Annotated in this window: 21 protein-coding genes and 1 tRNA gene; 10 read left to right on the top strand and 12 right to left on the bottom strand. The window is 67.9% G+C overall.

Annotated elements, in window-relative coordinates; genetic code table 11:
- Positions 1 to 409: 409 nt before the first annotated feature.
- Both EFAMC1_RS10500 and glmU read right to left on the bottom strand, forming a co-directional pair.
- Positions 410 to 1,402, bottom strand: a complete 993-nt coding sequence (locus EFAMC1_RS10500; protein ID WP_154054218.1) for a ribose-phosphate diphosphokinase — start codon at positions 1,400 to 1,402, stop codon at positions 410 to 412.
- Between the two features lie 255 nt (positions 1,403 to 1,657).
- A complete protein-coding gene (gene glmU, locus EFAMC1_RS10505; protein WP_154054219.1) occupies positions 1,658 to 3,076 on the bottom strand; it encodes a bifunctional UDP-N-acetylglucosamine diphosphorylase/glucosamine-1-phosphate N-acetyltransferase GlmU in 1,419 nt (472 codons plus the stop codon).
- A 121-nt stretch (positions 3,077 to 3,197) separates the two neighbouring features.
- On the opposite strand from glmU, the gene EFAMC1_RS10510 reads away from it, so the two are divergent.
- Positions 3,198 to 3,269, top strand: a tRNA-Gln gene (locus tag EFAMC1_RS10510).
- Here the strand turns inward: EFAMC1_RS10510 and EFAMC1_RS10515 are convergent.
- The gene (locus tag EFAMC1_RS10515; RefSeq protein WP_154054220.1) at positions 3,245 to 4,165 is read right to left on the bottom strand and encodes an HAD family hydrolase; all 921 of its coding nucleotides are present in this window, start codon (positions 4,163 to 4,165) and stop codon (positions 3,245 to 3,247) included. The two genes, EFAMC1_RS10510 and EFAMC1_RS10515, sit on opposite strands and share 25 nt — an antisense overlap.
- Before the next feature lie 1,037 nt (positions 4,166 to 5,202).
- Here EFAMC1_RS10515 and EFAMC1_RS10520 point away from each other — a divergent pair.
- From EFAMC1_RS10520 to leuB, 4 genes are all read left to right on the top strand, one after another.
- Positions 5,203 to 6,738 (top strand): 2-isopropylmalate synthase, encoded by a 1,536-nt coding sequence (locus EFAMC1_RS10520; protein ID WP_154054221.1) that lies wholly within the window; start codon positions 5,203 to 5,205, stop codon positions 6,736 to 6,738.
- Positions 6,739 to 6,862: 124 nt separating this feature from the next.
- Positions 6,863 to 8,131 (top strand): 3-isopropylmalate dehydratase large subunit, encoded by a 1,269-nt coding sequence (gene leuC / locus EFAMC1_RS10525; protein WP_187324669.1) that lies wholly within the window; start codon positions 6,863 to 6,865, stop codon positions 8,129 to 8,131.
- 243 nt (positions 8,132 to 8,374) lie between these two features.
- Entirely contained in the window at positions 8,375 to 8,875 is a 501-nt protein-coding gene (locus tag EFAMC1_RS10530) for a 3-isopropylmalate dehydratase small subunit (RefSeq protein WP_154054222.1), read from the top strand.
- 719 nt (positions 8,876 to 9,594) lie between these two features.
- Entirely contained in the window at positions 9,595 to 10,704 is a 1,110-nt protein-coding gene (leuB, locus tag EFAMC1_RS10535) for a 3-isopropylmalate dehydrogenase (protein WP_154054223.1), read from the top strand.
- Between the two features lie 49 nt (positions 10,705 to 10,753).
- Here the strand turns inward: leuB and EFAMC1_RS10540 are convergent, their stop codons facing one another.
- The 4 genes from EFAMC1_RS10540 to EFAMC1_RS10555 all read right to left on the bottom strand — a co-directional run bounded on the left by EFAMC1_RS10540 (position 10,754) and on the right by EFAMC1_RS10555 (position 12,524).
- The gene (locus EFAMC1_RS10540) at positions 10,754 to 11,182 is read right to left on the bottom strand and encodes a GNAT family N-acetyltransferase (protein WP_222838714.1); all 429 of its coding nucleotides are present in this window, start codon (positions 11,180 to 11,182) and stop codon (positions 10,754 to 10,756) included.
- 125 nt (positions 11,183 to 11,307) lie between these two features.
- Positions 11,308 to 11,814 (bottom strand): DUF3021 domain-containing protein, encoded by a 507-nt coding sequence (locus tag EFAMC1_RS10545; protein WP_154054224.1) that lies wholly within the window; start codon positions 11,812 to 11,814, stop codon positions 11,308 to 11,310.
- Positions 11,815 to 11,819: 5 nt separating this feature from the next.
- Positions 11,820 to 12,275, bottom strand: a complete 456-nt coding sequence (locus EFAMC1_RS10550) for a LytTR family DNA-binding domain-containing protein (RefSeq protein ID WP_154054225.1) — start codon at positions 12,273 to 12,275, stop codon at positions 11,820 to 11,822.
- 24 nt (positions 12,276 to 12,299) lie between these two features.
- On the bottom strand, positions 12,300 to 12,524 hold the full coding sequence (locus EFAMC1_RS10555; RefSeq protein WP_154054226.1) for a flavodoxin family protein: 225 nt from the start codon (positions 12,522 to 12,524) through the stop codon (positions 12,300 to 12,302).
- A gap of 129 nt (positions 12,525 to 12,653) precedes the next feature.
- Between EFAMC1_RS10555 and EFAMC1_RS10560 the strand changes: the two genes are divergently transcribed.
- Positions 12,654 to 13,106, top strand: coding sequence for a hypothetical protein (locus EFAMC1_RS10560; protein WP_154054227.1), 453 nt, complete (start codon positions 12,654 to 12,656; stop codon positions 13,104 to 13,106).
- A gap of 394 nt (positions 13,107 to 13,500) precedes the next feature.
- Here the strand turns inward: EFAMC1_RS10560 and EFAMC1_RS10565 are convergent, their stop codons facing one another.
- From EFAMC1_RS10565 to EFAMC1_RS10580, 4 genes are all read right to left on the bottom strand, one after another.
- Positions 13,501 to 14,409, bottom strand: a complete 909-nt coding sequence (locus EFAMC1_RS10565) for a peptidoglycan-binding domain-containing protein (protein WP_154054228.1) — start codon at positions 14,407 to 14,409, stop codon at positions 13,501 to 13,503.
- 102 nt (positions 14,410 to 14,511) lie between these two features.
- Positions 14,512 to 15,549, bottom strand: a complete 1,038-nt coding sequence (locus EFAMC1_RS10570) for a polyprenyl synthetase family protein (RefSeq protein WP_154054229.1) — start codon at positions 15,547 to 15,549, stop codon at positions 14,512 to 14,514.
- Between the two features lie 33 nt (positions 15,550 to 15,582).
- Positions 15,583 to 16,638, bottom strand: a complete 1,056-nt coding sequence (galE, locus tag EFAMC1_RS10575) for a UDP-glucose 4-epimerase GalE (RefSeq protein WP_154054230.1) — start codon at positions 16,636 to 16,638, stop codon at positions 15,583 to 15,585.
- Between the two features lie 554 nt (positions 16,639 to 17,192).
- On the bottom strand, positions 17,193 to 18,506 hold the full coding sequence (locus EFAMC1_RS10580) for a coiled-coil domain-containing protein (RefSeq protein ID WP_222838715.1): 1,314 nt from the start codon (positions 18,504 to 18,506) through the stop codon (positions 17,193 to 17,195).
- Positions 18,507 to 19,079: 573 nt separating this feature from the next.
- On the opposite strand from EFAMC1_RS10580, the gene EFAMC1_RS10585 reads away from it, so the two are divergent.
- Genes EFAMC1_RS10585 through murB form a run of 4 tightly spaced genes read left to right on the top strand, consistent with a single transcriptional unit; the run spans position 19,080 to position 23,251 of the window.
- Complete coding sequence (locus EFAMC1_RS10585; RefSeq protein ID WP_154054231.1) at positions 19,080 to 20,420, top strand: hypothetical protein; 1,341 nt, start codon at positions 19,080 to 19,082, stop codon at positions 20,418 to 20,420.
- Positions 20,404 to 21,165: an ATP-binding cassette domain-containing protein gene (locus EFAMC1_RS10590; RefSeq protein WP_154054232.1), complete on the top strand. Its 762-nt coding sequence runs from the start codon at positions 20,404 to 20,406 to the stop codon at positions 21,163 to 21,165. Before EFAMC1_RS10585 ends, EFAMC1_RS10590 begins: the two co-directional genes overlap by 17 nt.
- A gap of 2 nt (positions 21,166 to 21,167) precedes the next feature.
- On the top strand, positions 21,168 to 22,289 hold the full coding sequence (locus tag EFAMC1_RS10595) for a hypothetical protein (protein ID WP_154054233.1): 1,122 nt from the start codon (positions 21,168 to 21,170) through the stop codon (positions 22,287 to 22,289).
- A gap of 38 nt (positions 22,290 to 22,327) precedes the next feature.
- Positions 22,328 to 23,251 (top strand): UDP-N-acetylmuramate dehydrogenase, encoded by a 924-nt coding sequence (gene murB, locus EFAMC1_RS10600; RefSeq protein ID WP_261981879.1) that lies wholly within the window; start codon positions 22,328 to 22,330, stop codon positions 23,249 to 23,251.
- Positions 23,252 to 23,355: 104 nt separating this feature from the next.
- On the opposite strand, the gene EFAMC1_RS10605 is transcribed toward murB, so the two are convergent.
- Positions 23,356 to 24,493 (bottom strand): serine hydrolase (locus tag EFAMC1_RS10605; protein WP_222838716.1); only part of this gene is annotated, 1,138 nt, incomplete at its 5' end.

A 24,493-nucleotide genomic window follows, 5' to 3' on the forward strand; every position in this document is an offset into this window, starting at 1 on the left:
CCCAAGTAGACCGACCTCTCTCGTTTGTAAAAGTGCTGGTAAATGAGGTTCGCGATATCGGGATACTTGGGCAGTCGCGATTGAACTGCAGCAAACTCGATAGTTTTGACTGGTGGGCAAGAATTGCGGCTTCGGGACGATGGATTGCTGGGCCATCGGCGCCGAAATAGCGGTTTCAGACTGGGGAGTGGCGCAGTTTGGGGTAGTTACGCAGCTTGGAACGAGGGCTTCGGGTCGAGGGACTCGGGCGGGCGGCCCAGCCGGGGCCTGGATTGAGGCAGGATTTGGCCCAGGCTGCGGAAGGGCGTGAGCCACGGGCCAGCGAAGGGACGCTCGACAAAGAGGGCCGCACGCCGTGAGGCATGCGGCCCTTGCCGTCCGAATGGAGCGGGGAAGTGAGGCGCTTGGCCTACAGGTTGAACCTGCCGCCCACCATGCCGGAGACCGAGGTGTCCGTGAACACGTGGTAGATGCACTCGGAGATCTCGTTGGCGACGGAGATGGTCTTGACCTTGGGGCCCAGCTCCTCGGGGTCGTGCGGCACGGCGTCGGTCACGACGCACTCCACGATGGGCGCGTCGTTCAGGCGCTGGATGGCCGGGCCGGAGAAGATGCCGTGCGTGGCGCACACGTAGATGTCGCCGGCGCCCAGGTTCTTGAGCTCCTTGATGGCGGCACACAGCGTGCCGGCTGTGTCGATCATGTCGTCGTTGATGATGCAGGTCTTGTTCTCGATATCGCCGATGATGCCCATGACCTCGGCCGCGTTGTGGCGCGGACGGCCCTTGTGGGCGATGGCGAGCGAGCAGCCCAGGTCGTCGGAGAGCTTCTTGCACGCCTTGGCACGACCCACGTCCGGCGACACCACGACGGTGTTCTCCCAGTCGAAGTTCTTGTTGCGGAAGTACTCGCCAAACAGCGGCAGCGCCGTGAGGTGGTTCACCGGGATGTCGAAGAAGCCCTCGATCTGGCCCTGGTGCAGGTCAAGCGTTATGACGCGGTCGACGCCGGCCGTCTCGAGCAGGTTGGCGACGAGACGCGCGGTAATCGGCTCGCGCGGGGCGGCCTTCCTGTCCTGGCGCGCGTAGGCGTAGTGGGGCAGGACCGCGGTGATGGAGCGGGCGCTCGCGCGGGTGGCCGCGTCGGCGACGATGAGGACCTCCATCAACAGGTCGTTGACGTTCTGGCCCACGATGGACTGGACGAAGAACACGTCGCAGCCACGGACGGACTCGTCGAAGCGGGCGTAGATCTCGCCGTTGGCGAACTGCTCGAGCACGAGGCCCTCGACCTCGACGCCCAGCGTCTTCGCGATGTCGGCGGCGAGCTGGGGGTTGCTCGAGCCGGTGTAGATTCGCAGACGCTTCTTCATCGGAACGAGCTTGTCGAGATCTTCGTACATGTGGGTGCCGCCCTTTCGTGTCGAGCCATCGCTGCCGTGCTTGCCTGATTGCGTCTGGCGCCGCATGGCGCCTGCCCGCCGCCCGCGTCCGGGCCGCTTGCCGGGACTATCGTAGCCTACTTGCCGGGATGCCGTGTTGCCGTGCCGCGTCCCCACGATGTCGCCGCAGGCAGCGGGCGCAAGACCCACCACCAAGTCGCGGCGCCGCCGTGCAAAGGCCGCGGCAAGTCCGCCGCGGCCCCGCGCTCGCCGGCTCTACTTGCTGCCGTACTTCTTCTCGAGCGCCTCGCGGTGCTTGTGCGCCCAGCCCTTGATGTTGGTCTGCCGCGCGCGGCCCACGCCCAGCGCGTCGGCGGGCACGGGCTTGGTGATGACCGAGCCGGCCGCCACGAGCGCGCCGTCGCCGATCTCGGCCGGGGCCACCATCATGGTGTCGGAGCCCACGAACACGTCGTTGCCGATGACGGTCTTGTGCTTACCCACGCCGTCATAGTTGCAGGTGATGGAGCCGGCGCCGATGTTCACGCCCGAGCCCATCGTGGTGTCGCCGATGTAGGAGAGGTGCGGTACCTTGGAGCCCTCGCCGATCGTGGACTTCTTGATCTCGACATGGGTGCCGGCCTTTGAGCCGTTGAGCATGTGCGTGCCGGGGCGCAGGTAGGCGCGCGGCCCGCAGTCGACGGCGTTCTCGAGCACGCAGTCGATGGCGACCGTCTCGTCGATGGTGCAGCCGTCGCCGGCGCGCACGTTGGTGAGGCGGCTCTGGGGGCCCAGCTGGCAGTCCTCGCCCACGTGTGTGTCGCCGATGAGGAAGGTCTGCGGCCAGATCACGGTGTCCCTGCCCACCGTGCAGTCCGGGCCAACCCAGGCCTGCGTGGGGTCGATGATCGAGACGCCCTCGGCCATGAGGCGCGCGTTGATGCGGTCGCGCGCGATGCGGGTGAGCTGGGCGAGTTGGGCGCGCGAGTTCACGCCGAGGCCCTCGGTGTAGTCGTCGACGTGCATCGCGGCCACGCGCCCGCCGTGGGAGCGCAGGATCTCGAGCATGTCGGGCAGGTAGTACTCGCGCTGGGCGTTGTCGCAGCCCACCTCGCCGATGTGCGCCGCGAGCAGGGCACCGTCGAAGGCATAGCAGCCGGCGTTGCACTCGAGCAGGCCCTTGTCCTGCTCGGGCGTGCAGTCCTTCTGCTCGATGTTGCGGATGACCGCGCCCGTCTCGTCGAGCTCGAGGCGACCGTAGCCAAACGGGTCGGGCGGGGTGATGGCGAGGATGGACGCCGCGGCGCCGCCGTCCGCGACCGAGGCGGCGAACCTCTCGATGGTCTCGGGGCGCACGAGCGGCAGGTCGCCGTTGAGCACCACGACGGGGCCGGCGTCGATGCCGGTGGCCTCGAGGGCGACGCGGACGGCGTGGCCGGTGCCGAGGCGCTCGGTCTGCTCGACGCACTCGACGTGGGCCTCCGCGCGTGAGCCGTAGCGGGCGTCGAGGATGGTGCGGACCTCGTCGGCGTGGCTGCCGACGACGACCACGACGCGGTCGCAGCCGCCCGCGAGCGCCGCGTCGACGACCCACGAGATCATGGGCTTGCCGAGGATCTGGTGCGAGACCTTGGCGTGGTTTGACTTCATGCGCGTGCCCTCGCCGGCGGCGAGGACGATTGCGGTAGCTGACATGGGTGCCTCCGCTTGTGCCGGGAAGTTGGTTTGCTTTTCGTCGTGGGATATTGCACCAACATGATAGCGCAGTGGCGGATGGCATCCCTGAGCTGCTACACTAGGCAGGCCAGCGCGCAGCTGGGGGATCGTCCAGTGGTCAGGACCCGGGATTTTGATTCCCGTTACCTAGGTTCGAATCCTAGTGCCCCAGCTGCGCGCTTGTGCTTTTTTTGTCTCCTGCCCCTTGCCGAGGAGCTCGCGCTCGACGAAGTCGGCGAGGCCCTCTTGGGCGTTGGTGAGCTTGAGGAGCACGTCGGCGGCCTCGAACGCGTCAGGGGTGGAGTTGCCCATCGCCACGCCCAGGCCGGCCGCGCGCAGCATCGCCGAGTCGTTGCCCGAGTCGCCGATCGCGCAGACGCTCTCCATCCCAAACCCAAGCCGCCCGGCCAGGATGCGCAGTCCCTCGGCCTTGCTCGTGCCGCCGGCGTTGTACTCGACGTTCTGCACGCCCGACGACGCGTAGGCAAGCCCCAGCTCGCGGCCCATCGCGTAGAAGTCCTCGTCGCACCAGGGCGCCAGGTAGTGGAGGCCCACCTTCACGACGCCTGCCCCGCGCCGCTCGACCATCTCAGCCACGTCGAAGTCGACGGGCGGGTCGTCCCAGTAGGTGGCGCCTGCGCGGATGCGCTCGTACTCGGCCTGGCTGACGCACGTGCCCACGCGCGTGCCCTGCTCATCGTCGAGCGTGAGATAGACGGTGATGCCGGGCTTGAGCAGCCGACGCACGAGGCCCGCGGCCACCTTGGGGTCGATGTTCTTGTGGCAGAGGAACTCGCCGGTCGCCCGGTCGATGACGTCGGCCCCGGCGCCGGCCACCACGTAGCGCAGGTCATCCATGCCGATGACCTTCTCGCACAGGCCGTGCCAGGTGCGGCCGGTCGCGGGCACCACTGCCACGCCGCGGGCCATGAGCTCGCGCAGCGCCCGCTGGGTGCGAGGGGTCACGGTCTTGTCAGGCGTGAGTAGGGTGCCGTCGAGGTCGAAGGCGAACAGGCGGATGTCGGGGCGGCGAAGCGGCGCGCCCCCGCTGGTTGTCGTTGCGTTCATCTGGAGATCCCGGCCTCCCAGGGCCTTGCGTCGCGTGAGGTTGTCTCCGACGACTTTACATGGGGTCGGGGCGCGTGCCTAGGCGGGGGAGGCGGCAGGCCCAGCGCCCGGGCGGCCGCGGCCACGCAGCCCCCGGACCCGTCGAGCTCGTCGAGGGCCAGCGCCCTCAGTTCCACATCGTACATCCCGGCTCCCTCCTGGACACATCGGTGTCCGGGTTTTTGTCCGGAGCCCCCTAGCCGGGGCGGACCGCCGGGCGGAACGAGCGATGGCCCCAATCCACGGGTCTCCTTTGGGGTCGCGGCCCGTTGGCCAGGCTCCTCATACGCCAATTTCCGGTTGCTGGTCACGAAGGCGGATTTACCCTTGCTCTTCGACCCCAAGACCTACCCAGAGTCTGGCTCCACGGTCCCTCGGCAGCAGAAAATGATCTCGATTCTTCCTTGAGGTGAACGAAAGGCGGACGAAAGCCCCCATCTGACTGCTTCCCGGTGCCTGATCGGTCGCCGTCAGGCGGGGTAAATCGGCCTTCGTGACCACCAAGTCGTAAATTGACGACTCGACGTTGGGGGAGGGGTGCCTGGGGTGCCTTGCGAGACTGAAGTGGGGCGCCGGGGGCGCCGCCCCGGCGCCCCTCGACGTCTCCCAGGCTGACCCCCGTTCGGATGCTCCCCGGGACTCCTCCCCGGATTTCTCGCTCGGGTTGGGATAGTGGGTTGCACCGGCGGCCGCGGGCGGCTAGACTCATACCCACTGTTGACGAGAGGACCAAGCCGATGGCTCGCATCGCTTCTGACATGCAGCTCCTAGGCCTAGCGCTACGTACCGGGGGTACGCGCTAGGGTCCATCCGTCTTACCGCTCCATCGTCTCGTAGGACACCCGCGCGTATCCGCCTGCTCGGCAGGCAGTCGCGACGGGTGTCTTTCTCTATCTTGGCCTCTTGTGCCAGTCTCCCTCGTTCTCCTGCTCGGGCAGCTCGCTCTCTTGCCAGACCGCCAAGCAACGCGCATCCGCGCACCCAACCAGGAGGAAGCCATGACCCGCAAGATCCACATCTTCGACACCACCCTGCGCGACGGCGAGCAGAGCCCCGGCGCCAGCATGAACACCGAGGAGAAGCTCGTCATCGCGCGCCAGCTCGTGCGCATGAACGTCGACGTCATCGAGGCGGGCTTTCCCATCTCCAGCCCGGGCGACTTCAAGTCCGTCTCCGAGATTGGCAAGATCGCCGACGACGCCTGCACCGTCTGCGGCCTCACCCGCGCCGTCGACAAGGACATCGACGTGGCGGCCGAGGCGCTGAAGACGGCCAAGCGCCCGCGCATCCACACCGGCCTGGGCGTCTCGCCCTCGCATCTGCGCGAGAAGCTCCACATGAGTGAGGATGAGGCCATCGAGCGCGCGGTCCACGCCGTGCGCCGCGCCCGCTCCTACGTGGACGACGTGGAGTTCTACGCCGAGGACGCCGGCCGTGCCGACCAGGACTTCCTCGTGCGCATCGTGGAGGCGGCCGTCAAGGCGGGTGCCACCGTGGTCAACATCCCCGACACCACCGGCTACAACATGCCGTGGGACTTCGCCGCGCGCATCTCTGACCTGCGCGAGCGCGTGGACGGCATCGAGGACGTCACCATCTCCGTGCACACCCACAACGACCTGGGCATGGCCACGGCGCTGGCGCTCGAGAGCGTCAAGGCGGGCGCCACGCAGATCGAGTGCACCATCAATGGCCTGGGCGAGCGCGCCGGCAACACCGCGCTCGAGGAGGTCGTCATGGCCATCAAGATGCACGGCGATGAGCTGGACGCCCACACCGACATCGTCACCAGGGAGCTCACGCACGCGAGCAAGCTCGTGAGCAGTATCACCGGCATCAACGTGCAGCCAAACAAGGCCATCGTGGGCGCCAACGCCTTCGCGCACAGCTCGGGCATCCACCAGGACGGCGTGCTCAAGGCGCGCGACACCTATGAGATCATCGACCCGGCCGATGTGGGCGCCGGCACCTCGCAGATCATCCTCTCGGCGCGCTCGGGCCACGCGGCCCTGCGCCATCGCATGGCCGAGCTGGGCTACACCTTCAACGATGAGGAGTTCGAGGGCATGTACCAGCGCTTCCTCGAAATCGCAGACCAGAAGAAGGAGGTCTACGACGAGGACCTGGAGAGCATGGTCCAGGAGCGCCAGCGCGAGGTCACGGCCGTCTACACGCTCGACGCGCTGCAGGTGAGCTGCGGCGACCCGCTGGTGCCCACGGCCACGGCCACCATCACCGACGAGGTGGGCGCCACGCACGTGGTGTGCGCCACGGGCTCCGGCCCGGTCGATGCGGCGTACAAGGCCATCGACAAGGTCGTGGCGGTGCACGGCGACCTGGCGGAGTTCTCGGTCAAGGCCATCTCGCGCGGCATCGACGCCATCGGCGAGGTCACGGTTCGCGTGGCGGCCGAGGACGGCAACGTGTTCACCGGGCGCGGGGCGGACAACGACATCATCGTGTCGAGTGCGAAGGCCTACGTGAATGCGATCAACCGCATGATCCAGACGGCCCGCGCGAAGAGCGGGAAGTAAGGTCTCGCGGGGCCGGAGAGCCCTTGGTCGGAGCTGCGGACTGCTTATTCCTTCCGTATGATTTGTCACATTTTGGCGGTGGGCCCCGGGGAGTCGGGCCCCGCAGACTGGAGAGGCGTTCGAAATGACAAGACCCATGACCATGGCGGAGAAGATCTTGGCGGCGCATGCGGGGCTGGACGAGGTGCGGGCGGGGCAGCTCGTGGAGTGCGACCTCGACCTCGTGCTCGCTAACGACATCACCGCGCCCATCGCCATCGACGTCTTTCGCGAGCTGGGGGCCGAGCGCGTCTTCGATCCCGACCGCGTGTGCCTCGTGCCCGACCACTACGCGCCCAACAAGGACATCAAGAGCGCCGAGCAGACCAAGAAGATGCGCGACTTCGCCCACGAGCAGCACATCACCCACTACTGGGAGCAGGGCTGCGCCGGCATCGAGCACGCGCTGCTCCCCGAGACGGGCACCGTCGTCCCCGGCGACCTCGTGATCGGCGCCGACTCGCACACCTGCACCTACGGCGCGCTCGGGGCCTTCTCCACGGGCGTGGGATCCACCGACGCGGGCGTGGGCCTCGCCACGGGCCGCGCCTGGTTCAAGGTGCCGCAGACGCTGCGCTTCGAGGTGGAAGGCGAGCTGCCCGAGGGCGCTACGGGCAAGGACGTCATCCTGCACATCATCGGCATGATTGGCGTGGACGGTGCGCTCTACCAGGCGATGGAGTTCGCCGGCTCGGCCATCGAGGGTCTCTCCATGGAGGGCCGCATGACGATGTGCAACATGGCCATCGAGGCAGGCGGCAAGGCCGGCATCATCGAAGCGGACGACGTGACGCGTGCCTGGACGCGGGATCGCGGCGAGCGTCCGCCGGTGGAGTACCACGCCGACCCGGATGCCGAGTACGTGCGCGTCTACAAGATCGACGCCGCCGACATCAAGCCGTGTGTTGCCTGGCCGCACCTCCCCAGCAACACGCACCCGGTGGAGGAGAGCCGCCACATCACCATCGACCAGGCGGTCATCGGCTCGTGTACCAACGGCCGCATCGAGGACATGCGCGCGGCGGCGGCCGTGCTGCGCGGGCGTCGTGTGGCCGAGGGCGTACGCTGCATCGTGATCCCGGCCACGCAGCGGGTCTTCAAGCAGTGCATGCACGAGGGCCTGGCCGACGAGTTCATCGACGCTGGTTGCGTCTTCTCCACGCCCACGTGCGGGCCGTGCCTGGGTGGCTACATGGGCATCCTGGCCGCGGGTGAGCGGTGCGTGTCGACGACGAACCGCAACTTCGTGGGCCGAATGGGGGACGTCACGAGCGAGGTCTACCTGGCGAGCCCGGCCGTTGCTGCCGCGTCTGCCGTGGCGGGGCACATCGCGCTGCCGAGCGACCTGTCGTAGCCTCTCGGCTGGGGCCGGGCCTGTCTCCTCCCGGCTCAGACGGCTGAGCCGCCAAGGGCACGGCTCAGAACTCGCCGGGAGGAGACAGGGCCGGCTGGCGTTTGTCCTCGGCACTCGAGGGTTGGCGGCGCGATGTGCCTGCGGTGGGGCTGCTGGTACGTGAGGCGAGCCGATGGGCCTGCTCAGACTGGGGCTTCTTGTTGGTTGTTGGGTCTTCTTATCGGGCTTCGAAAGGGGAGTCTTATGCACTTTGAGGGCAGGGTGTTTCGGTATGGGCGGGATGTGGATACGGATGTCATCATCCCGGCGCGCTATCTGAACTCGTCGGACCATGAGCACCTGGCGGCGCATGCGATGGAGGATATCGACCCCACGTTTGCCACGACGGTGCAGCCCGGCGACATCGTCGTGGCCGAGGAGAACTTCGGCTGCGGCTCCTCGCGCGAGCATGCGCCGGTGGCGCTCAAGGCGGCGGGCGTCTCGTGCGTCATCGCCAAGAGCTTCGCGCGCATCTTCTATCGCAACAGCATCAACGTGGGCCTGCCCATCCTCGAGTGCTCCGAGGCCGTGGATGCCATTGCCGCAGGTGACACGGTTGCCGTCGACACCGAGGCCGGTACCATCACCAACGGGCGCACAGGCGAGACGTTCACCGCCGAGCCCTTTCCGCCATTCATTGCCGAGATCATCGAGGCCGGCGGCCTCGTGGCCCGCACCAAGGCCAAGCTTGCCGTCACGAAGTAGCGAAGGCGTCGCCTGCCCCGGGTTGCAGTCGCTTGCGCCGCTCTTCCCGGCCCGCGCGCGCTTCGCAGCCCTTCCCGGTCCGCACGCGCTTGGCAGCCCTTCCCGGCCCGCATGCGCTTGGCAGCCCTCTTTCCCGCCGAACGTGCGCTTAACCGAGTTTATTGGCGAGTTTCGGCCCCTTTTTCTCGGTTTTATGCACGTTCGGCGGGGACGGGCCGGCGGCCGCTTGGGCGGGCGTCGAGCCGCTTCCGGGGCTCGCACGCGATTGATTGGCGCGCGGCGAGCAAAACCATCGAGTTTGCTGCAGTCCAAGCGGGACTCGTCGAGTAGACGGGCGATTGGCCGTCGCAAAACCGCAGGTAGTTTTGTTTCGCGTTCGTCAGCTACTCTCGGCTTCGCCCATGAACTGCAGCAAACTCGATAGTTTTGCAGAGGGGGGGGTGGCGAGACAGGGGCAACGGCCCGCCAGATGGAAGCGGATGGGGGCAACGGCCCGCCAGATGGAAGCGGACAGGGGCAACGGCCCGCCAGATGGAAGCGGACAGGGGCAACGGCCCGCCAGATGGCAGTGGCCCGGGGATGACGGCCCGCCAGGTGGCAGTGGTCCGGGGACGACGGCTTGCCCGCCGACGCCTGTCCAGAGGCAGAAACTGTGCCATATGCCCCGACAACCTTCACATGTACGCTGAGATTAGGGACCTGAGACAAGGAGACACTAGATGACCACCTACAAGATCTGCTGCCTGCCGGGAGACGGCATCGGGCCCGAGATCATCGCCGAGGGCAAGAAGGTGCTGCGTGCGGTGGGCGAGCGCGCAGGCGTGACGTTCGAGTGCACCGATGCCCCCATCGGCGGGGCCGCCATCGACGCCACGGGCGAGCCTCTGCCGGCCGCCACCCTCGATGCCGCCCGCGCGAGTGACGCCGTGCTGCTCGCCTCCGTCGGCGGCCCCAAGTGGGACACGACGGACAGCTCCAAGCCCCGTCCCGAACAGGGCCTTCTCGCCATCCGCAAGGAGCTTGGACTCTACACCAACCTGCGTCCGGTGCAGATCTTCAAGCCGCTCGCCGGGGCCTCCACGCTGCGCCCGGAGGTCATCGACGGCGTCGACCTCGTGATCGTGCGCGAGCTCACGGGCGGTCTCTACTTTGGCGAGCGCCACCGCTTCTTCGACGAGCCCGGCGCCGGCGCGAACGGCGCCCTCGGCCAGCGCGCCGTGGACACGCTCGAGTACCGCGAGTTCGAGGTGGAGCGCATCGCGCGCCAGGCCTTCGAGGCCGCGCGCCGCCGCCGGGGCCACGTCACGAGCGTCGACAAGGCCAACGTGCTCGACACCTCCCGCATGTGGCGTGAGGTGGTCCACCGCGTCCACGACGCCGACTACCCCGACGTCACGCTCGATGACATGCTCGTGGACAACACGGCCATGCAGCTCATCAACCGCCCGGCGTTCTTCGACGTCGTCGTGACGGAGAACATGTTCGGCGACATCCTCTCCGACGAGGCGGCGCAGATCACGGGCTCGCTTGGCATGCTGGCCTCGGCGTCGCTCGGGGACGGCGTGGCGCTCTACGAGCCCAGTCACGGCTCCGCGCCCGACATCGCGGGCCAGGGCATCGCCAACCCGCTCGCGCAGATCATGTCCGTCGAGATGATGCTGCGTCATAGCCTCGACATGGGCGAGGCGGCCGATGGCATCCACGCCGCCATCGAGGCCGTGCTCGAGGAGGGCTGGCGCACCGCCGACATCGCCGACGGCGCCACGCCGGCGGACCATGTCCTCGGCACCGCCGCCATGGGCGACCAGGTCGTGGCGCACCTCGCCTAGCGCGCCACGCGCCAGGCGCATGGTTGCCGTCAACGTTAGGCAGCGCGGCTCAATCGCCGCGCTGGCCTAGCGCTTGTCCGAGAAGTTGCAGATCTGCATCGCGACGCCGTCTTGCATGAGGGTGAAGCCCTGGCGCTCGAAGAAGGGGGCGTTCTTGCTCTTCTCGGGGCATGACCTCGAGGTAGAGGTAGTTGCGGTAGCGCTCCTTCATCCGTGCGATGAGGCCGCTCGCGATGCCCCGGCCCCGGTAGGCGGGGTCGACGAGGACGTAGTGCAGGTACGCCACGAGCTCGCCGTCGTCGAGCGCGCGGGCGAGGACGACAAGGCGCGGCCCGTCCCACGCCGTGACCACGGCCGACGACCCCATCAGCGCCTTGTGCAGCCGCGACGGGTACTCGGCGGACACCCAGCCCACCGACGCGAACAGGGTCTGGACCTGGTCCTGGGTGAACGTCCTCTCGAAGGAGTACGTGACCATTGCCGCTTCTCAGGTTGTGGCGTGCGCGATTCACGTAACCGTACGCGTTTTGTTGTACCGACGGCGGGCGGAGCCGCCCGGCCACGGCGCGGGCGGCCGCTCAAGCCTCTGTGCGGGCCTGGTCCCTAGCGGTTCTCCGATTCGTGCTCGCGGCGGTAGGCGGCGAGGCGCTTGGCGTACCCGTCCTCCTGGGCGCTGTAGGCCTTGCCGAGGGCCAGCGTGAGCACGGCGAGGATGGCTAGGTAGGCGACGACGAAGACCGCCCAGGCCTGCGGCATGTCCTTGGGAACCCAGTTGCCAAACCATGCGCTGCCGACGAGAACCACGAGGTCGCAGAGGCCAAACAGCGCCGTCCTACTGGGGTAGGCGAGCCCGGGGCCCAGCACGCGGGGGTTGAAGAAGACCTGCTGGAGAAGGCCCGTCCCCAGACCCGTGACGATGCAGCCGAGGATGACCCGCGCGTCGAGCAGCTGCGTCCCCGCGGCAAGGTCGCCGATCGCAAACGGCAGCGCCATGGCCACCGCGATGCCGCATCCCACGGACAGCCCCATAGTGAGGGCGTTCATCGGGATCTCGTCCGCCGCCGCCAGAAGCCCGCGCCGCCCAGTCGTCACACACTCGTGCGTCTTCATGCCGCTCACCTCTCCATGCCAAGCTTTTTGCGAATGGTTGGGGCGTAGGCCCGCGTGACCATCTCGAGCCGACCGCCCTCGAGCTCGAGGATGAGCCTCGCGCCCACCTCGGGCCGGATGCCCCGCACGCAGTCGAAGTTCACGATCACCTGGCGAGACACCCGCACGAACTCGGTGCCCTCGAGCTCCTCCTCGAGTCGAAAGAGGCGCAGGGGAGACTCAAGCTCGCGGCCGTCTCGCAAGACGATGGCCACGCGCTGCGAGGCCACCTCGAAAAGCAGCACGTTTGCGAGCGAGACGACGGTGCGCTCGGGGCTGCCGGGGCTCGCGTAGCCATAGATGCGGCCGTCAAGCCGCTCGATACGCCGGGCGAGCGCCCGCGCCCGCTGGTCTCCCGGTGGGCTCAGCACCTCCACGGCGATGGCCCGGCGCCCGTCCTGCTCTCGTATGGTGACGTCCATCTGGCCTCCCTCTGTCTGCTGGCATCAGTATGGGGGAGTCCGCGGACATGAGGTTGTGGGTGTGCCGAGATGCACAAAGAGGGGAGTGAGCCGCATGCGACGCGGGGTCGCGTGCGGAGAAATGACGCGCATGGCATGGGGCTGCGTGCAGCGCAGCTCGACGAGCGTCGCCCCCAGCCGCTCGGCGACGGCCCTGCAGACCTTCTCGACGTGACCCTCGAGCGTGTAGTACACGATTGCCGTCCTCATGCGCACCTCCGTCGCCTGGCCCTCGGCGGGCCTCCCCCAGTCCTGCCCTCGTTGTACCAATCCTCGTGCCGCGCGTGTGCCCCGTGTGCCCTGTGCCCTGCCCTCCGTGTGCCCTACGTGCTCGATGCCGTGGCCCAGCTGCGCGACCTGGGCGTGCGTATCGGCTCGACCACCGGCTACAACGACAAGATGATGGACGTCGTGGTTCCCTGCGCCGCCGAGCAGGGCAACAGCCCCGACTTCTGGATCACGCCGGACGCCGTGGGTGGCAAAGGCCGTCCTTGGCCGTTCATGGTCTTCCGCAACATGGAGGCGCTTGCCGTGGACGACGTCCTCCACGTGGCCAAGGCGGGCGACACCGTGTCCGACATCAAGGAGGGCGTGGCCGCGGGCGTGTTCTCCGTGGGCGTCGTGGAGGGCAGCTCCGTCATGGGCCTCTCCGAGGACGAGTACGCCGCGCTTGACGAGGATGCCCGCGAGGATGCCTGCGCCCGCGCGGAGCGGGTCTTTCGCGAGGCCGGCGCCGACGCCGTGATCCGCAACTTCGAGGAGCTCCCCGCGCTCATGCGCCAGATCGGGTAGGGGACCGACCAGTTGGCTGGACCCGTACGCCCCGCTGCGGGTCCCCCGCCACCAAGCCCCAAGGCCTCTCGCCACTGTAGCGTTTTCGGACAAACCCTCCGACAAAACCCCAGTTGGCGAGAGGCCTCCTGTCCAGAAACGCTCCACTCGGTAACTTCAAATCCGTGACTGTTGCAGTTTCGGACAAGCGGCGCTGCAAAACCCCAGTTGGCGAAGAGCTCCTTGTCCGAAAACGCTCCACTCGCGATGGCGGGTGCTCGCCGGGCAGCCCCGCTGTCCAAAAACGCTACGCTCGCGTCGGATGAGGGCGCGAGCGTAGCGTTTTGCGTTCGAGAAGAATGTGCTTGCAGGATGGGAAGCTACCGGCCAGCCCTCGGGCAGCCCCTACAACCCCTTACCCTAGCGCGCCACAGAGGGCGTCGAGCAGGGTCACGGCGAGCATCTGCGCGTCATTGGTGGTGAAGGTGCCGTCGTAGGCCGCACCGTTGGGCAGTTCGATGCGCACCACGGGCGGCTTGTGCCGCGAGCTCTCGAGCGCCGTGCGCAGGCGCAGCGCCAAGTCCTCGCCCTCGCCCATGGACACGTTGGCCACGTTGGACACGGCCGGGCGCGGCGTTACGGCCAGCACGAGCACAGCGCGGTCGTCCTTGCTCGCGTCGTCGATGGAGTCCACGAGATGCAGCCCCGTCTTCTCCGAGGTGGCGCTCGCGATGTTCCAGATGCGGCCGGCGACGTTTCTCGAGATGGGATCCTCGGCCGTGAGCGAGACCTGCGCCTCGTCGAGCACGAGCGCGGCGCGGGCAAAGCCCATGGCACCCTCGGGGTGCGGACCCGCAGCGGGCTTGCCGGCCCACACGTGGCGCAGGCGCTCGAGCGCGTCGAAGGTGTCGGAGAAGGCAATGCCGTCGGCCAGCATGCCCACATTCTCCTGGAAGAGCTTCACCGCGGCCTCGGTGTGCGGCCCGTAGTAGCCGTCCGGCTCGCCGCAGGAGAAGCCCAGCACGTTGAGGGCCTTCTGCAGGCAGCGCACGTCGTTGCCATGGAAGTTGGGAAGGCGCAGGTAGAGCGTGCGGTCACCCATCTGGTAGCACTCGTCGACGAGCACCGACCACGCGCTCATGTCAATCTCGGTGCTCACCGAGAGGCCATGCTCCACGCGAAAGCGCGCGACGGCGTTTGCGGTGGAGTTGCCAAAGCTCTGCTCCGCGCGCTCGTGCTCTTCAATCTCGTAGCCCAAGGACGCGAGGCGATCCTGCACGTCCTCGACCATCGCGCCCTGCATGCCCTCGTGAATCGGATCCATATGTGGCACCCATTTCGTCTGTTGCCCAACACCGTAGTAGTATGCCCCACATCGGCCCGCGACCGAGGGGTCGTGGTGGGCGAGTGGGCCGCGCGGCCCGGCCTAGTGGTCGCGCTGGACGAAGAAGTCCGCCATCGAGTCGAGCAGCTCGTGGGCCTCGGGCGAGACGAGCCCCTGCCGCTCGAGCTCGGCGGCGCGCTCCTTGGCCGCGATGGCCTCCCGCGAGGCGACCTCCCGGCAGCGAGCGATGCCGCCCCCGGCCTCGATGAGCTCGACGGTCCTCGCGAGCCGCCCCTCGTCAGTGGTACCGGACTCGAGGAGCGCCACGAGCTCGCCGCGCTCGGCCTCGCCCAGGTGCTCGAGGGCCCACACCACGGCGAGCGTGCGCTTGCCCTCGGTGACGTCGCTCCTGAAGTCCTTGCCCTGCGCGGCCGCGTTGCCCACGAGGTTCAGCAGGTCGTCCTGAATCTGGAAGGCGACGCCCGCATGAAGCCCCAGGTCGACGAGGCCCTCCGCGTCATCCTTGCCGGCACCCCCGGCAATCGCGCCGATGTAGAGCGGCAGCGCCGCGGAGTACCAGGCCGTCTTGCTCGTGACCATGTAGACGTAGTCGTCGCAGGTGACGTCCCAGCGCCCGTCGCGCGCCCAGCCCAGGTCGAGCGCCTGGCCCTCGAGCGTGTGGCGTTCCATGCGCACGAGCTCGGAGAGCACGGCGAGGCGCCGCGCCGGGTCAAGCCCCTCGTCGGCGAGGACCACCTCGAAGACCTGCGTGAGCGCGAGGTCGCCCATGTTGGTGGCCAGTCCCACGCCCTCGGTCTTGTAGAGGCACGGCTCGCCCCGGCGCAGCTCGCTCTCGTCGGCGATGTCGTCGTGGACGAGCGCCGCGCTCTGGAAGAGCTCGATGGCGATGCCCGCCGAGAGGGCGTCCTCGGGCCTGCCGCCCACGGCCTCGGCACCGAGCAGCGCCAGCACCGGCCGCACGCGCTTGCCCCCGCCAGAGGTGAAGTGCGCGAGTGGCGCGTAGAGGTAGCGCTCGAGGTCGGCGGAGACGGTGCCATCCGTCATCGGGCGCGCCGCCGCACGGGCAAGCGCGTCCTCGACGAGCGGCAGCCGCTCGCGCAGGTAGTCCATAAACGTCATGCTGCCTCCACGCGTCACGACCGGTCGGCTCGCCTAGCCCTCGAAGCCGTTGGGGTTGTGGCTCTGCCAGTTCCAGGAGTCGCGGCACATGTCGTCGATGTCGTACTGGGCCTTCCAGCCCATAAGGCGCTCGGCCTTGGACGCGTCGCACCAGTTGGCGGCGATGTCGCCCCCGCGCCTCGGCTTAATGACGTAGGGCAGCTCCTTGCTGCAGGCCTTCGAGAAGGCGCGGATGACCTCGAGCACGCTCGTGCCCTTGCCCGTGCCCAGGTTGAAGACCTCCACGCCGCTCTTGCCGTTCATCCAGGCAAGTGCCGCCACGTGGCCCTTGGCGAGGTCGACCACGTGGATGTAGTCACGCACGCCGGTGCCGTCGGGGGTGGGGTAGTCGTCGCCAAAGACCTGTACAGCCTTGAGCTTGCCCACGGCCACCTGCGCCACGTAGGGCACGAGGTTGTTGGGGATGCCCTTGGGGTCCTCGCCGATGAGTCCCGACGGGTGCGCGCCGATGGGATTGAAGTAGCGGAGCAGCACGACGTCCCACTCGGGGTCGGCCGTGTGGAGGTCGGTGAGGATCTGCTCGATCATCCACTTGGTCCAGCCGTAGGGGTTGGTGCAGGCCTTCTTGGGGCTCTCCTCGGTGAGCGGCAGCTTGTCCGGGTCGCCGTAGACGGTGCTGGAGCTCGAGAAGATGATGGACTTGCAGCCGTGGTTGCGCATGACGTCCACGAGCGTGAGCGTGCTCTCGATGTTGTTGTGGTAGTACTCGACGGGCTTCTTGACTGACTCGCCCACGGCCTTGAAGCCGGCGAAGTGGATCACGCGGTCAATGGGATGCTCGTCGAAGATGCGGTCGAGTGCGTCGCGGTCGAGCACGTTGTCCTCGTAGAAGGTGAGGCGGCTCGCGGCCTCGTCACCCACGATCTGGCGCACGCGGTCGAGCGCCACGACGCTCGCGTTGGACAGGTCGTCGACCACCACGACCTCGTAGCCTGACTGAAGCAGCTCGATGACGGTGTGGCTTCCGATGAAGCCGGCACCGCCCGTCACGAGCACGCAGGTGTTCGTGGGCTCAATCGCTTCTGACATGGGTGTCCCTTCGCCGTATGAGGGTTATGCGAGACAATAGTATATCGCGCGCCCTCCCGCGACCGCGTGCTGCGGCGGTCCCTCCGAGAAGAACGTGCCTGGACGGCCGTTTCGTGGCCTTTTGGGGTCCAAGAATGGCTGTCTGGGCACGCTCGTCTACCTGCCCCTGCACGCCTACCCCGCCCGCGCGCCGGCCGATCCCGCGTGCGGGTGCTTCTGCGCGACGGCCGATCCCGCGTACGGGCGCTTCTGCGTGTCGGGCGCTCCCGCGTGCAGGCGCTTCTGCGTGTCGGGCCGCGCGCCGGCTCCTCCCGCGCCAACCCCTCTCGCACCAACTCCTCCCGCACCAGCCCCCCCCCGAACAAGGAGCGTGCAAAAAGGGCAGTTGCCGGGTCGAGATTGGCCCAACAACTGCCCAAGTTGCACATTCTTTGAGAGGAGCGTGCCATCGCGGCGCCCCGCGAGACATACGCCGATTCGGGCGAGCCCGCGTGGGCGAGCCCGTGTGCGCGGGCCTCGACCACGCGGGCAGCAACCCTAGCCACGTAGCAACCCTACGCCGCCCAGCCCCAGCGCGGGGTGACGATGTTGCCGTACGAGCTGATCCACGAGTCGAGCCCGATGGTGCGGATGTAGCCCACGTTGTCCATCACGGTGCCGTTGCCCACGTAGATGCCCACGTGGCCATAGGTGCGCCCGGCGCTCGAGCCGCCGGCGTAGGTGGAGACGGCCACGATCATGCCCGGCTGCAGGTCGCCCTTGTTGGAGCTCGTGCAGAAGTTCCAGTACATGTTGTTGGCGTTTCCACCGGGATAGCCCAGGCCAGCGGCGTTGTAGACGCGGCTCACCCACATGGCGCAGAGGCCCACGCCCGGCGAGCCCACGCGTCCGCAGGCGCTCACGATGGCCGAGCCCTTGGTGCTCGCGCTAGCGCCCGAGAGGCTGCCGGTGACCCCGCCGCCACCGCCGCCGCTCGACTGCGCGGCCTGCTGGGCTGCCTTCGCGGCGGCTGCCGCAGCAGCTGCGGCCTCGGCCTGGCGGCGCTCCTCCTCCGCGGCGGCAAGGATCTCCTGGTCGCGCTTGGCGATGAGGTCCTTCACGTCCTGCGACAGGCTGTCGACGAGCGCGGTGGCCTCGTCCTGCTTGGCCTGGACGGCGGCGAGCTGCTGGGTTTGCTCCTCCTTGAGCTGCTCCAGCTCGCTCTTCTGGTCCTCGAGCTCGGACTTCTGCTGGTCGAGGTCGGCCTTGGCCTGCTTGACGTCGGCGATGAGCTGCTCGTCGCTGGCGTTGATCTTGCCCATGTAGGTGAGGTTGCTCGTGAGCTCCTCGAAGGTTGCCGAGTTGAACAGCACCGACAGGAAGTCGGACGAGCCGGTCTTGTAGCTTGCGGAGAGGCGGCGGCTCAGCTGGTCCTGCTTGTCGTCCAGCTCGGCCTGCTTGGCCTCGATCTCCTTCTGCTTGTCGTCGATCTGGCCCTGCACCGTCTCGATCTTGGTGACGGTGTCGTTGAGCTGCTGGTTGAGCTGGACGTACTGGTCAGAGATCTCGCCGAGCTTGGCCTGCGCGTCGTTGTAGGCCTGCTGCGCGGCGTCGAGCGCGTCGAGCGTCTCCTGCGTGGCCTCGGCGGCGAGCGAGCGAAGCGGGTTGCCGAGCGCGGCGGCACCCAGGACGGTGACGCCGAGCATGGCCTTGAGCGCGGCGCGGCGCGTCATGACGGGGCCGGAGGCGGGGTTCGAGATGGCCCGGACGGCCTCGTCTCGGCCGGCGGCGGGAGAGGGGGCGCCGGCATCGGTGGAAGCGGGGGCGCTGCCCTCGCCGAACATATATGAAAAGACGCCCCTCTTGGGGCGGAACGTGCTTCGCGACATGTTTGCTCCAGGTGAGTTGCGGTTGCTTGTCGGCAGCGCTCGTTCGAACAGGATAGCGCAAGAAGGCTGAGCGAGACCTTGCCTCGTGGGCGAACGGCGGGAGAGCGAGGCTGACTAGCAGGGAATTTGTTGGCAACGTGTAGTTTGGGAGGGCATGCGGTCACGGGACGCAGACGGGACACGCACCAAAGCTCCATGCCTCGCGGAGAAACCTGAGCGACGGCTGAGCGGGCCCTGGTCCAAGTGAGGAGCGGGCTGTGAAATCAAGCTATAGATACCCTGCTCATACCATGATGAGGAGTTTGATATCGAGAGGTGATGTAGCGGTGCTCGGGGTAGGCGAACTAATGTTAGTATTTTTTATACAATTATTCATTGTAACCTAAAACAGGTAGCTTATTTGGGGTTTACCGGTAACCGGAGCAGACTAAAACTCATAAGTTAAAGTACATTACTAATATATGCTATAAAGTGTACGGGCGATATAAGGTTAATCGAGCCGATGTGGCTGTTTTGGCAGCACCGGCTCGTTCCCGTTTAGGCTCTACGAGGTCCACGGGCAATTGGAGGCCCATGGGTGCCTACTTGGAAACGTGCCTGAGATATGCTCTTCGCAGCAAGGCCCTTGGGGCGTTGCTGGTGGTCTTTGCGCTGCTCATGGTGGCTTCTGCCGTTATCGTCCCAGGCGAGGAGACCATAAGCTCCGCATCACAGGCGGACCCCGTCGCGCTGTTCGAGGGCGGCGAGCGATTCAACACCCGCCAGGCGGTGGCGGACGACTCGGGGCTTCGGGGCAAGCGCGAGGCTGATGCCTACCGGCGCCTGAACAGCATCGCCGACAGACTGGACGGTGCCGCCGGCGAGGCGGAGCGCTACGACGTCCTTGCGAGCTACTACGAGGCGAAGGCCTCGTGCTACGAGGATGGGTCCCTCGCGCCCAAATACTCCACCGGCTATGACTCCGCCCTCGATGCCCAGACAAACGCGAGGCGCTATCGCCGACTCGCGGAATTCGGCAAGGCCCACGGCCGAGAAGAGCGGCTGTGGTGGACGCTTCCCGGCGAGACTCCCGCATTCGTCTATCTCGCGGGCGCTGTTGCCTTCCAGTCGAGTGGCCAGCTGGACGCGCGCTTCCACTCGCTGCCCCTGGTGCTGCTTGCTCCGCAGGGGCTTCTCCACAGCAATGCCTGCCTCTTGTGGTGCGTCCCGGCGGTGCTGGTTGCCTGGCGGCTTGCGAGGCTCTGCGGTTGGCGGAGGCTTGTGGGCCAGGCACCTACGGGCGCCATCGTCTCCCTGGCGCTGCGGCTTGCGGCTGCCGCGCTCGTCTTGCCTGCTTTCGCGCTTGCCGCCTGTGTGCCGGCCGTGCTAGTGGCTGGGATTCGCAACGGCCTCGGCTCCCTGCTCTATCCCGTCACCCTCGTGCGCGACGACGCCCTCATCGAGACGACCCTGGGAGGCATTCTCGCCTCGCAGCTGGTGATTCTCGTGCTCATGGCGCTTGTTGTGGCAGCGGTCTCCGAGCTTGTGAGCCTTGCGTTCGACTCACCGCCCCTTGGGGCGATTGTCGGGGCGCTGTTCTGCCTCGTGCCGCTCCTGCCGGCGTATGGCCTTCAGGCCAGGGCAGGCGGCGCGACCCTGGCCTGGCTTCCCCAGACCTATCTTAACCTCCGGCGCGTGGCCGGCGTGCCGGCCGAGACGGGAGACCTTTCGCGGGAGTTCCTCTCCATCAATGACAGTTCCGGGGCTGTCGAGAGTGTCATCCATGGCGCGACGCCGCCCCGCGCGGTTCTGGCGCTTGGCGCCACGGTGCTCGCATGCTCGTTGATTGCCCTTCTCGTGCGTCATCTCCGTCGTCCGAGCCTGTGGGCTCGCAAGTCCCTGACCAAAGGCGGCGCCCATGTTGCGTGCGACTGACGTAAAAGCGAGGCGTGGCGGGCGCGTTCTGCTCGACGGCGCCTCGCTTGCGCTCGAACCCGGCAAGGTGGTTGGCCTCGTGGCGCCCAACGGGTGGGGAAAGACGACGCTCCTGCGCCTTCTTGCCGGGGCACATATGCGCGGCTGCTCGGGGATACTGGAGGTCGGCGGGGTGCGACCCGGTGACGAGCGCGCCTTTCGCCGTGCGGTGTTCTACGCGCCCGGCGAGGGAACGCTGCTCTATCCGGACGTCTCGGCGCGCTTTCACCTCGAGGCAACGAAGCGCCTCTGGGGCTCGCCCTACTCCGTGGATGACGTGGCACGCCGCTGCGGCATCGACGCATGGCTTGGCCGCCCGGCCAGCAAGCTCTCCCAGGGCATGAGGCAGCAGCTCACCCTGGCCATCGCATACATGACGAAGGCGCGGTTCCTTCTGCTGGACGAGCCCATGAACGCGCTTGACCCCACCAACGTGCAACGAAACTCGGGGCTCGTGCGCAAGGTGGCCGCACACGGGGCGGGCATCCTCATGAGCTCGCACGTCCTCGACAACGTGGACCGCGTCTGTGACAGCGTCGTCTTCATGCGCGGCGGAAAGCTCGTTGAGCTCCCTGCGGGTGGGGCGGGCTCGCTTGCGACCTACAACGAGCTCTATGGGAGCGCGACAACGTCTGCGCACGCGCGCCCGCAGGGCGAGGTCTTGGGAGACGCGCGTCCCCGCGGCCGTCGGTTCCCGAGGCCCTAGCCATGGGAGTGGGGGCCTATCTGCGGGTGCGCACAGGCATGCTGGTGCGGAGCCGCATCACGATGGGCATGCTCCTGCTGGTCCTTGTCGCGTGCGTCGTCTCCAGTCTCATTCCGGCCGAGACGGGCTTTGGCCCGTCGCTCTACGGCCGCCGCCGGGGTGCGTTGTCCCAGGCCATGGAGCGAGACGAGGTGCGGGCACAGGACGGGGAGGGTGCGAGTCTGCTTTTCTCCTACGAGGCATCGCTTGTGGCGCTCGAGCAGGCAAGGCCGGGCCTCACGGGAGACTGGAAGCCGTTTGTCGAGGATGCCGCCAAGGCCGCCGAGCTGGCCGTGCGCATGGGCGAGTCCGGGCTGTGCCCGTTCGGCACGGGCGGCGTGGGGCCCGAGACGAGCGTGCGTGCGGAGCTTGGGCTCACGCGCGCGCTGGGCGAGGGCGAATGGCCAATCTACGCGTGTGCGTCGAGGCAACCGGCCCTCTTTCGACTGGCCTCGGTTCCGTCGCTGCTGCCGGGCCTCGCGTGGTGCCTGCCCGCGCTCGTCATGGCTTGTGTGCTGGGGCGCGACCGCTCGGGAGGGAGGCTGCTAGCACAGTCGCCCGTGAGCCCGCGCGTCGCGCTCGTCGTCGACGCCGGGTTGGCCTGGGTGTCTGGGCTGCTCGTCGTGGCTCTGGGGTGGGGAGCTGCGGCGCTTGTCGCCTTGCGCAACGGCGTCGGGAGCCTTGCGTACCCCGTGGCCCTTGTGAGTGCCGAAGGTGCCCGTGTCATCTCCGTGGGAGCGTCCGTTGCCTGGTGCTTCTTGGCCTTGGCCATGTCTACGCTGGTCATCGCCCTGGTCTCAACGGCAGTTGCGTGGGGAGAGCGGCGCTGGGTGCCGTCCCTGGTCGCGGGTGGGCTCCTCGCCTGCGGCTCGTTGCTGGCGCAGGCCCAGGGCGGGGAGGCGTTGGGGCCGCTTCGCCTCCTGGACCCCCTGCGGATGGCTCCGCAGGCGTGCTATCCCGGCGACGGCGCGTGGGCCGCTCTCGTGGCAAACCCGCTTGAGGCCATGCCCCTGCTGGCGCTGGCAGCCGTTGGGTTTGTGGCGATGGTGGCGCTCTGCCCGCTCTGGTGTAAGGTTTCTCGTTGATTGCATGTCCAGCATAGGCTATGGGAGGTAGCGCGTCAGTGAATAGCGGGCAGAACCCTATCGACAAGAGGCTCTTCGAGCAGCTCGTGGGCGCCGAGCACGTCCGTGCCAACGAGCCGATGAGCGCCCACACCACGTTCAAGGTGGGTGGCCCCGCCGACCTCTACGTCGAGCCGCAGACGATGGCCCAGCTCATCCACGTCATCCGCGCCTGCCGCGAGGACGACGCGCCCTACTTCGTCCTGGGCTTGGGCTCGGACCTGCTCGTGGGCGACGGCGGCTTTCGCGGCGTGATGGTGGCCTGCCCCGCGGGCCTCGACGACATTGAGGTCTCGGGCACGCGCATCACCTGCCAGCCGGGCGCGGCCATCGCCGACGTCTCGCGCGCGGCGGAGGAGCACGGGCTCACGGGCCTGGAGTTTGCCTGCGGCATCCCCGGCAGCGTGGGTGGCGCGGTCTTCATGAACGCCGGTGCCTACGACGGTTGCATCGCCGACGTGCTGGCCAGCGCCACGCTGCTTGGCCAGGAGGGCGACGTCTTCGAGCTGCCCGTCGAGGACCTCGACCTGGGCTATCGCACGAGCCGCGTGCGCACGCAGGGGCTCGTGGTGCTCTCGGCCACGTTTGCGCTCGCGCCGGGCGACAAGTGGGACATCTGCGCCAAGATGGCCGACCTCACCGAGCGTCGCCAGGCCAAGCAGCCGCTCGAGCTGCCGAGCGCCGGCTCCACGTTCAAGCGGCCCGAGGGCCACTTTGCCGGCAAGCTTATCACCGATGCGGGGCTCAAGGGCTATCGCTCGGGCGGGGCGGCCGTCTCCACCAAGCACGCCGGCTTCGTCGTGAACCTGGGCGGCGCCACGGCGGCCGACGTCCGCGCCGTCATCGCCCACGTCCAGGACGAGGTCCAGCGCCAGTTTGGCGTCCACCTCGAGCCGGAGGTCCGCTTCATCGGCGAGTTCTAGGCTGGGGCACGGCGGTTGGGTAAGGAGTGCGGCCCGCAGGCGAAGGTGCCTGTGGGCCGCATTTTGTGTCGGGGGGGGTGTTGGGCCGAGTCGCGCCGACGCAGCTACGCCAGCGTCGACCGCAGGGCGAGCAGGGGGCTCAGCACGCTCTCGATGGCGGCGAAGTTCTCCGGCTCGGTGGTCATCACGCTCACCAGCACGTCTCCGGTGGAGGTGCGCACCACGCCGGCATCGACGGTGGTGCCAAAGCCGGCGTCTCCCGCGGGATACCAGCCGGCCTTTGACCAGGTGGTTCCCAGGGTCCCGGCCGTCACGCGGATGGCCGAGGTCTCCGGCGTCTCGAAGACGCTGGCAAGCCACGAGGCACCCGGCTTACCCGAGCTCAGAAACTCGTAGCACTGCTGCCAGAGGGCGAGCATCTGGTTGGGCGTGAAGAACTCGTACTTGTTGTCGGCGATGCTCGCGCCGCTTTGCGCGGCCGCCGCCTTGGCCACGGCGCTCGTGGCCCCGTGGCTTGGCATCTGGGCCGCGCCCGAGGCGTCCACCAGCGCGGCGAACGACGAGTTGCCATAGGCGTCGCGCATGTTGGAGTAGGCGGCGTTGTCCGAGCTCTCGATGATGGCCGAGATGCGGCTGCCCTCGCTCGACTGGGCACTGTCGCCCAGCTCGTAGCGCACGACGCTCGTGACGTAGGGCCCCTTGATCGAGCTCGCCGAGTAGAACTGCGCGTCGGCGTTGTAGCTCACCGAGACGCCGGTCGAGAGGTCGAGCATCGCGTAGCCGACCGCAAAGCCCGCCTGCTCGATGGCGTGGGTGGCGTCGGTGAGCTCCTGGAGGACTGAGCCGCCGCTCGCGGTGGTGCCGCTGATCGTGGGCGAGCCGGGCAGGATGGGCGTGAGCTCGTCGGGAAGCAGCAGCGACGCGGCAAAAACGGCGTCCTCGTCATCCGAGAAGAGCAACAGGCCCTCCATGCCGCCGCTGCCGTTGTAGGCGCGCCCGGGCCCGGGCAGAAGGGCACAGCGCACCACGAGCGAGACGAGCACGAGGGCGCAGACGCCGCCGGCAAGGGTGACGAGCGAGCGAGGTGAGACGGGAAGCGCGGTGCCGAGCAGGCCGCCCCGCCCCGTGCCGACGCCGCTCAGGCCCCGGCCGCGGCCCTGTCCCAGCTGGTAGGCGCGGCCGTCGAGCTGACGGCGGCCGGGACGCGGCACCAGGCCACGCGGCGCGGGCGGGCGCCCGTGC

Origin of the sequence: Olsenella uli (genome assembly GCF_901212675.1) — a bacterium.
GTDB lineage: Bacteria > Actinomycetota > Coriobacteriia > Coriobacteriales > Atopobiaceae > Parolsenella > Parolsenella uli_B.

Excerpts from the sequence above, each read along its gene's own strand:
- EFAMC1_RS10500 (WP_154054218.1), bottom strand. The coding sequence starts at position 1,402 with ATGTACGAAGATCTCGACAAGCTCGTTCCGATGAAGAAGCGTCTGCGA.
- glmU (WP_154054219.1), bottom strand. The coding sequence starts at position 3,076 with ATGTCAGCTACCGCAATCGTCCTCGCCGCCGGCGAGGGCACGCGCATG.
- EFAMC1_RS10515 (WP_154054220.1), bottom strand. The coding sequence starts at position 4,165 with ATGAACGCAACGACAACCAGCGGGGGCGCGCCGCTTCGCCGCCCCGAC.
- EFAMC1_RS10520 (WP_154054221.1), top strand. The coding sequence starts at position 5,203 with ATGACCCGCAAGATCCACATCTTCGACACCACCCTGCGCGACGGCGAG.
- leuC (WP_187324669.1), top strand. The coding sequence starts at position 6,863 with ATGACAAGACCCATGACCATGGCGGAGAAGATCTTGGCGGCGCATGCG.
- EFAMC1_RS10530 (WP_154054222.1), top strand. The coding sequence starts at position 8,375 with ATGCACTTTGAGGGCAGGGTGTTTCGGTATGGGCGGGATGTGGATACG.
- leuB (WP_154054223.1), top strand. The coding sequence starts at position 9,595 with ATGACCACCTACAAGATCTGCTGCCTGCCGGGAGACGGCATCGGGCCC.
- EFAMC1_RS10540 (WP_222838714.1), bottom strand. The coding sequence starts at position 11,182 with ATGGTCACGTACTCCTTCGAGAGGACGTTCACCCAGGACCAGGTCCAG.
- EFAMC1_RS10545 (WP_154054224.1), bottom strand. The coding sequence starts at position 11,814 with ATGAAGACGCACGAGTGTGTGACGACTGGGCGGCGCGGGCTTCTGGCG.
- EFAMC1_RS10550 (WP_154054225.1), bottom strand. The coding sequence starts at position 12,275 with ATGGACGTCACCATACGAGAGCAGGACGGGCGCCGGGCCATCGCCGTG.
- EFAMC1_RS10555 (WP_154054226.1), bottom strand. The coding sequence starts at position 12,524 with ATGAGGACGGCAATCGTGTACTACACGCTCGAGGGTCACGTCGAGAAG.
- EFAMC1_RS10565 (WP_154054228.1), bottom strand. The coding sequence starts at position 14,409 with ATGGATCCGATTCACGAGGGCATGCAGGGCGCGATGGTCGAGGACGTG.
- EFAMC1_RS10570 (WP_154054229.1), bottom strand. The coding sequence starts at position 15,549 with ATGACGTTTATGGACTACCTGCGCGAGCGGCTGCCGCTCGTCGAGGAC.
- galE (WP_154054230.1), bottom strand. The coding sequence starts at position 16,638 with ATGTCAGAAGCGATTGAGCCCACGAACACCTGCGTGCTCGTGACGGGC.
- EFAMC1_RS10580 (WP_222838715.1), bottom strand. The coding sequence starts at position 18,506 with ATGTCGCGAAGCACGTTCCGCCCCAAGAGGGGCGTCTTTTCATATATG.
- EFAMC1_RS10585 (WP_154054231.1), top strand. The coding sequence starts at position 19,080 with ATGGGTGCCTACTTGGAAACGTGCCTGAGATATGCTCTTCGCAGCAAG.
- EFAMC1_RS10590 (WP_154054232.1), top strand. The coding sequence starts at position 20,404 with ATGTTGCGTGCGACTGACGTAAAAGCGAGGCGTGGCGGGCGCGTTCTG.
- EFAMC1_RS10595 (WP_154054233.1), top strand. The coding sequence starts at position 21,168 with ATGGGAGTGGGGGCCTATCTGCGGGTGCGCACAGGCATGCTGGTGCGG.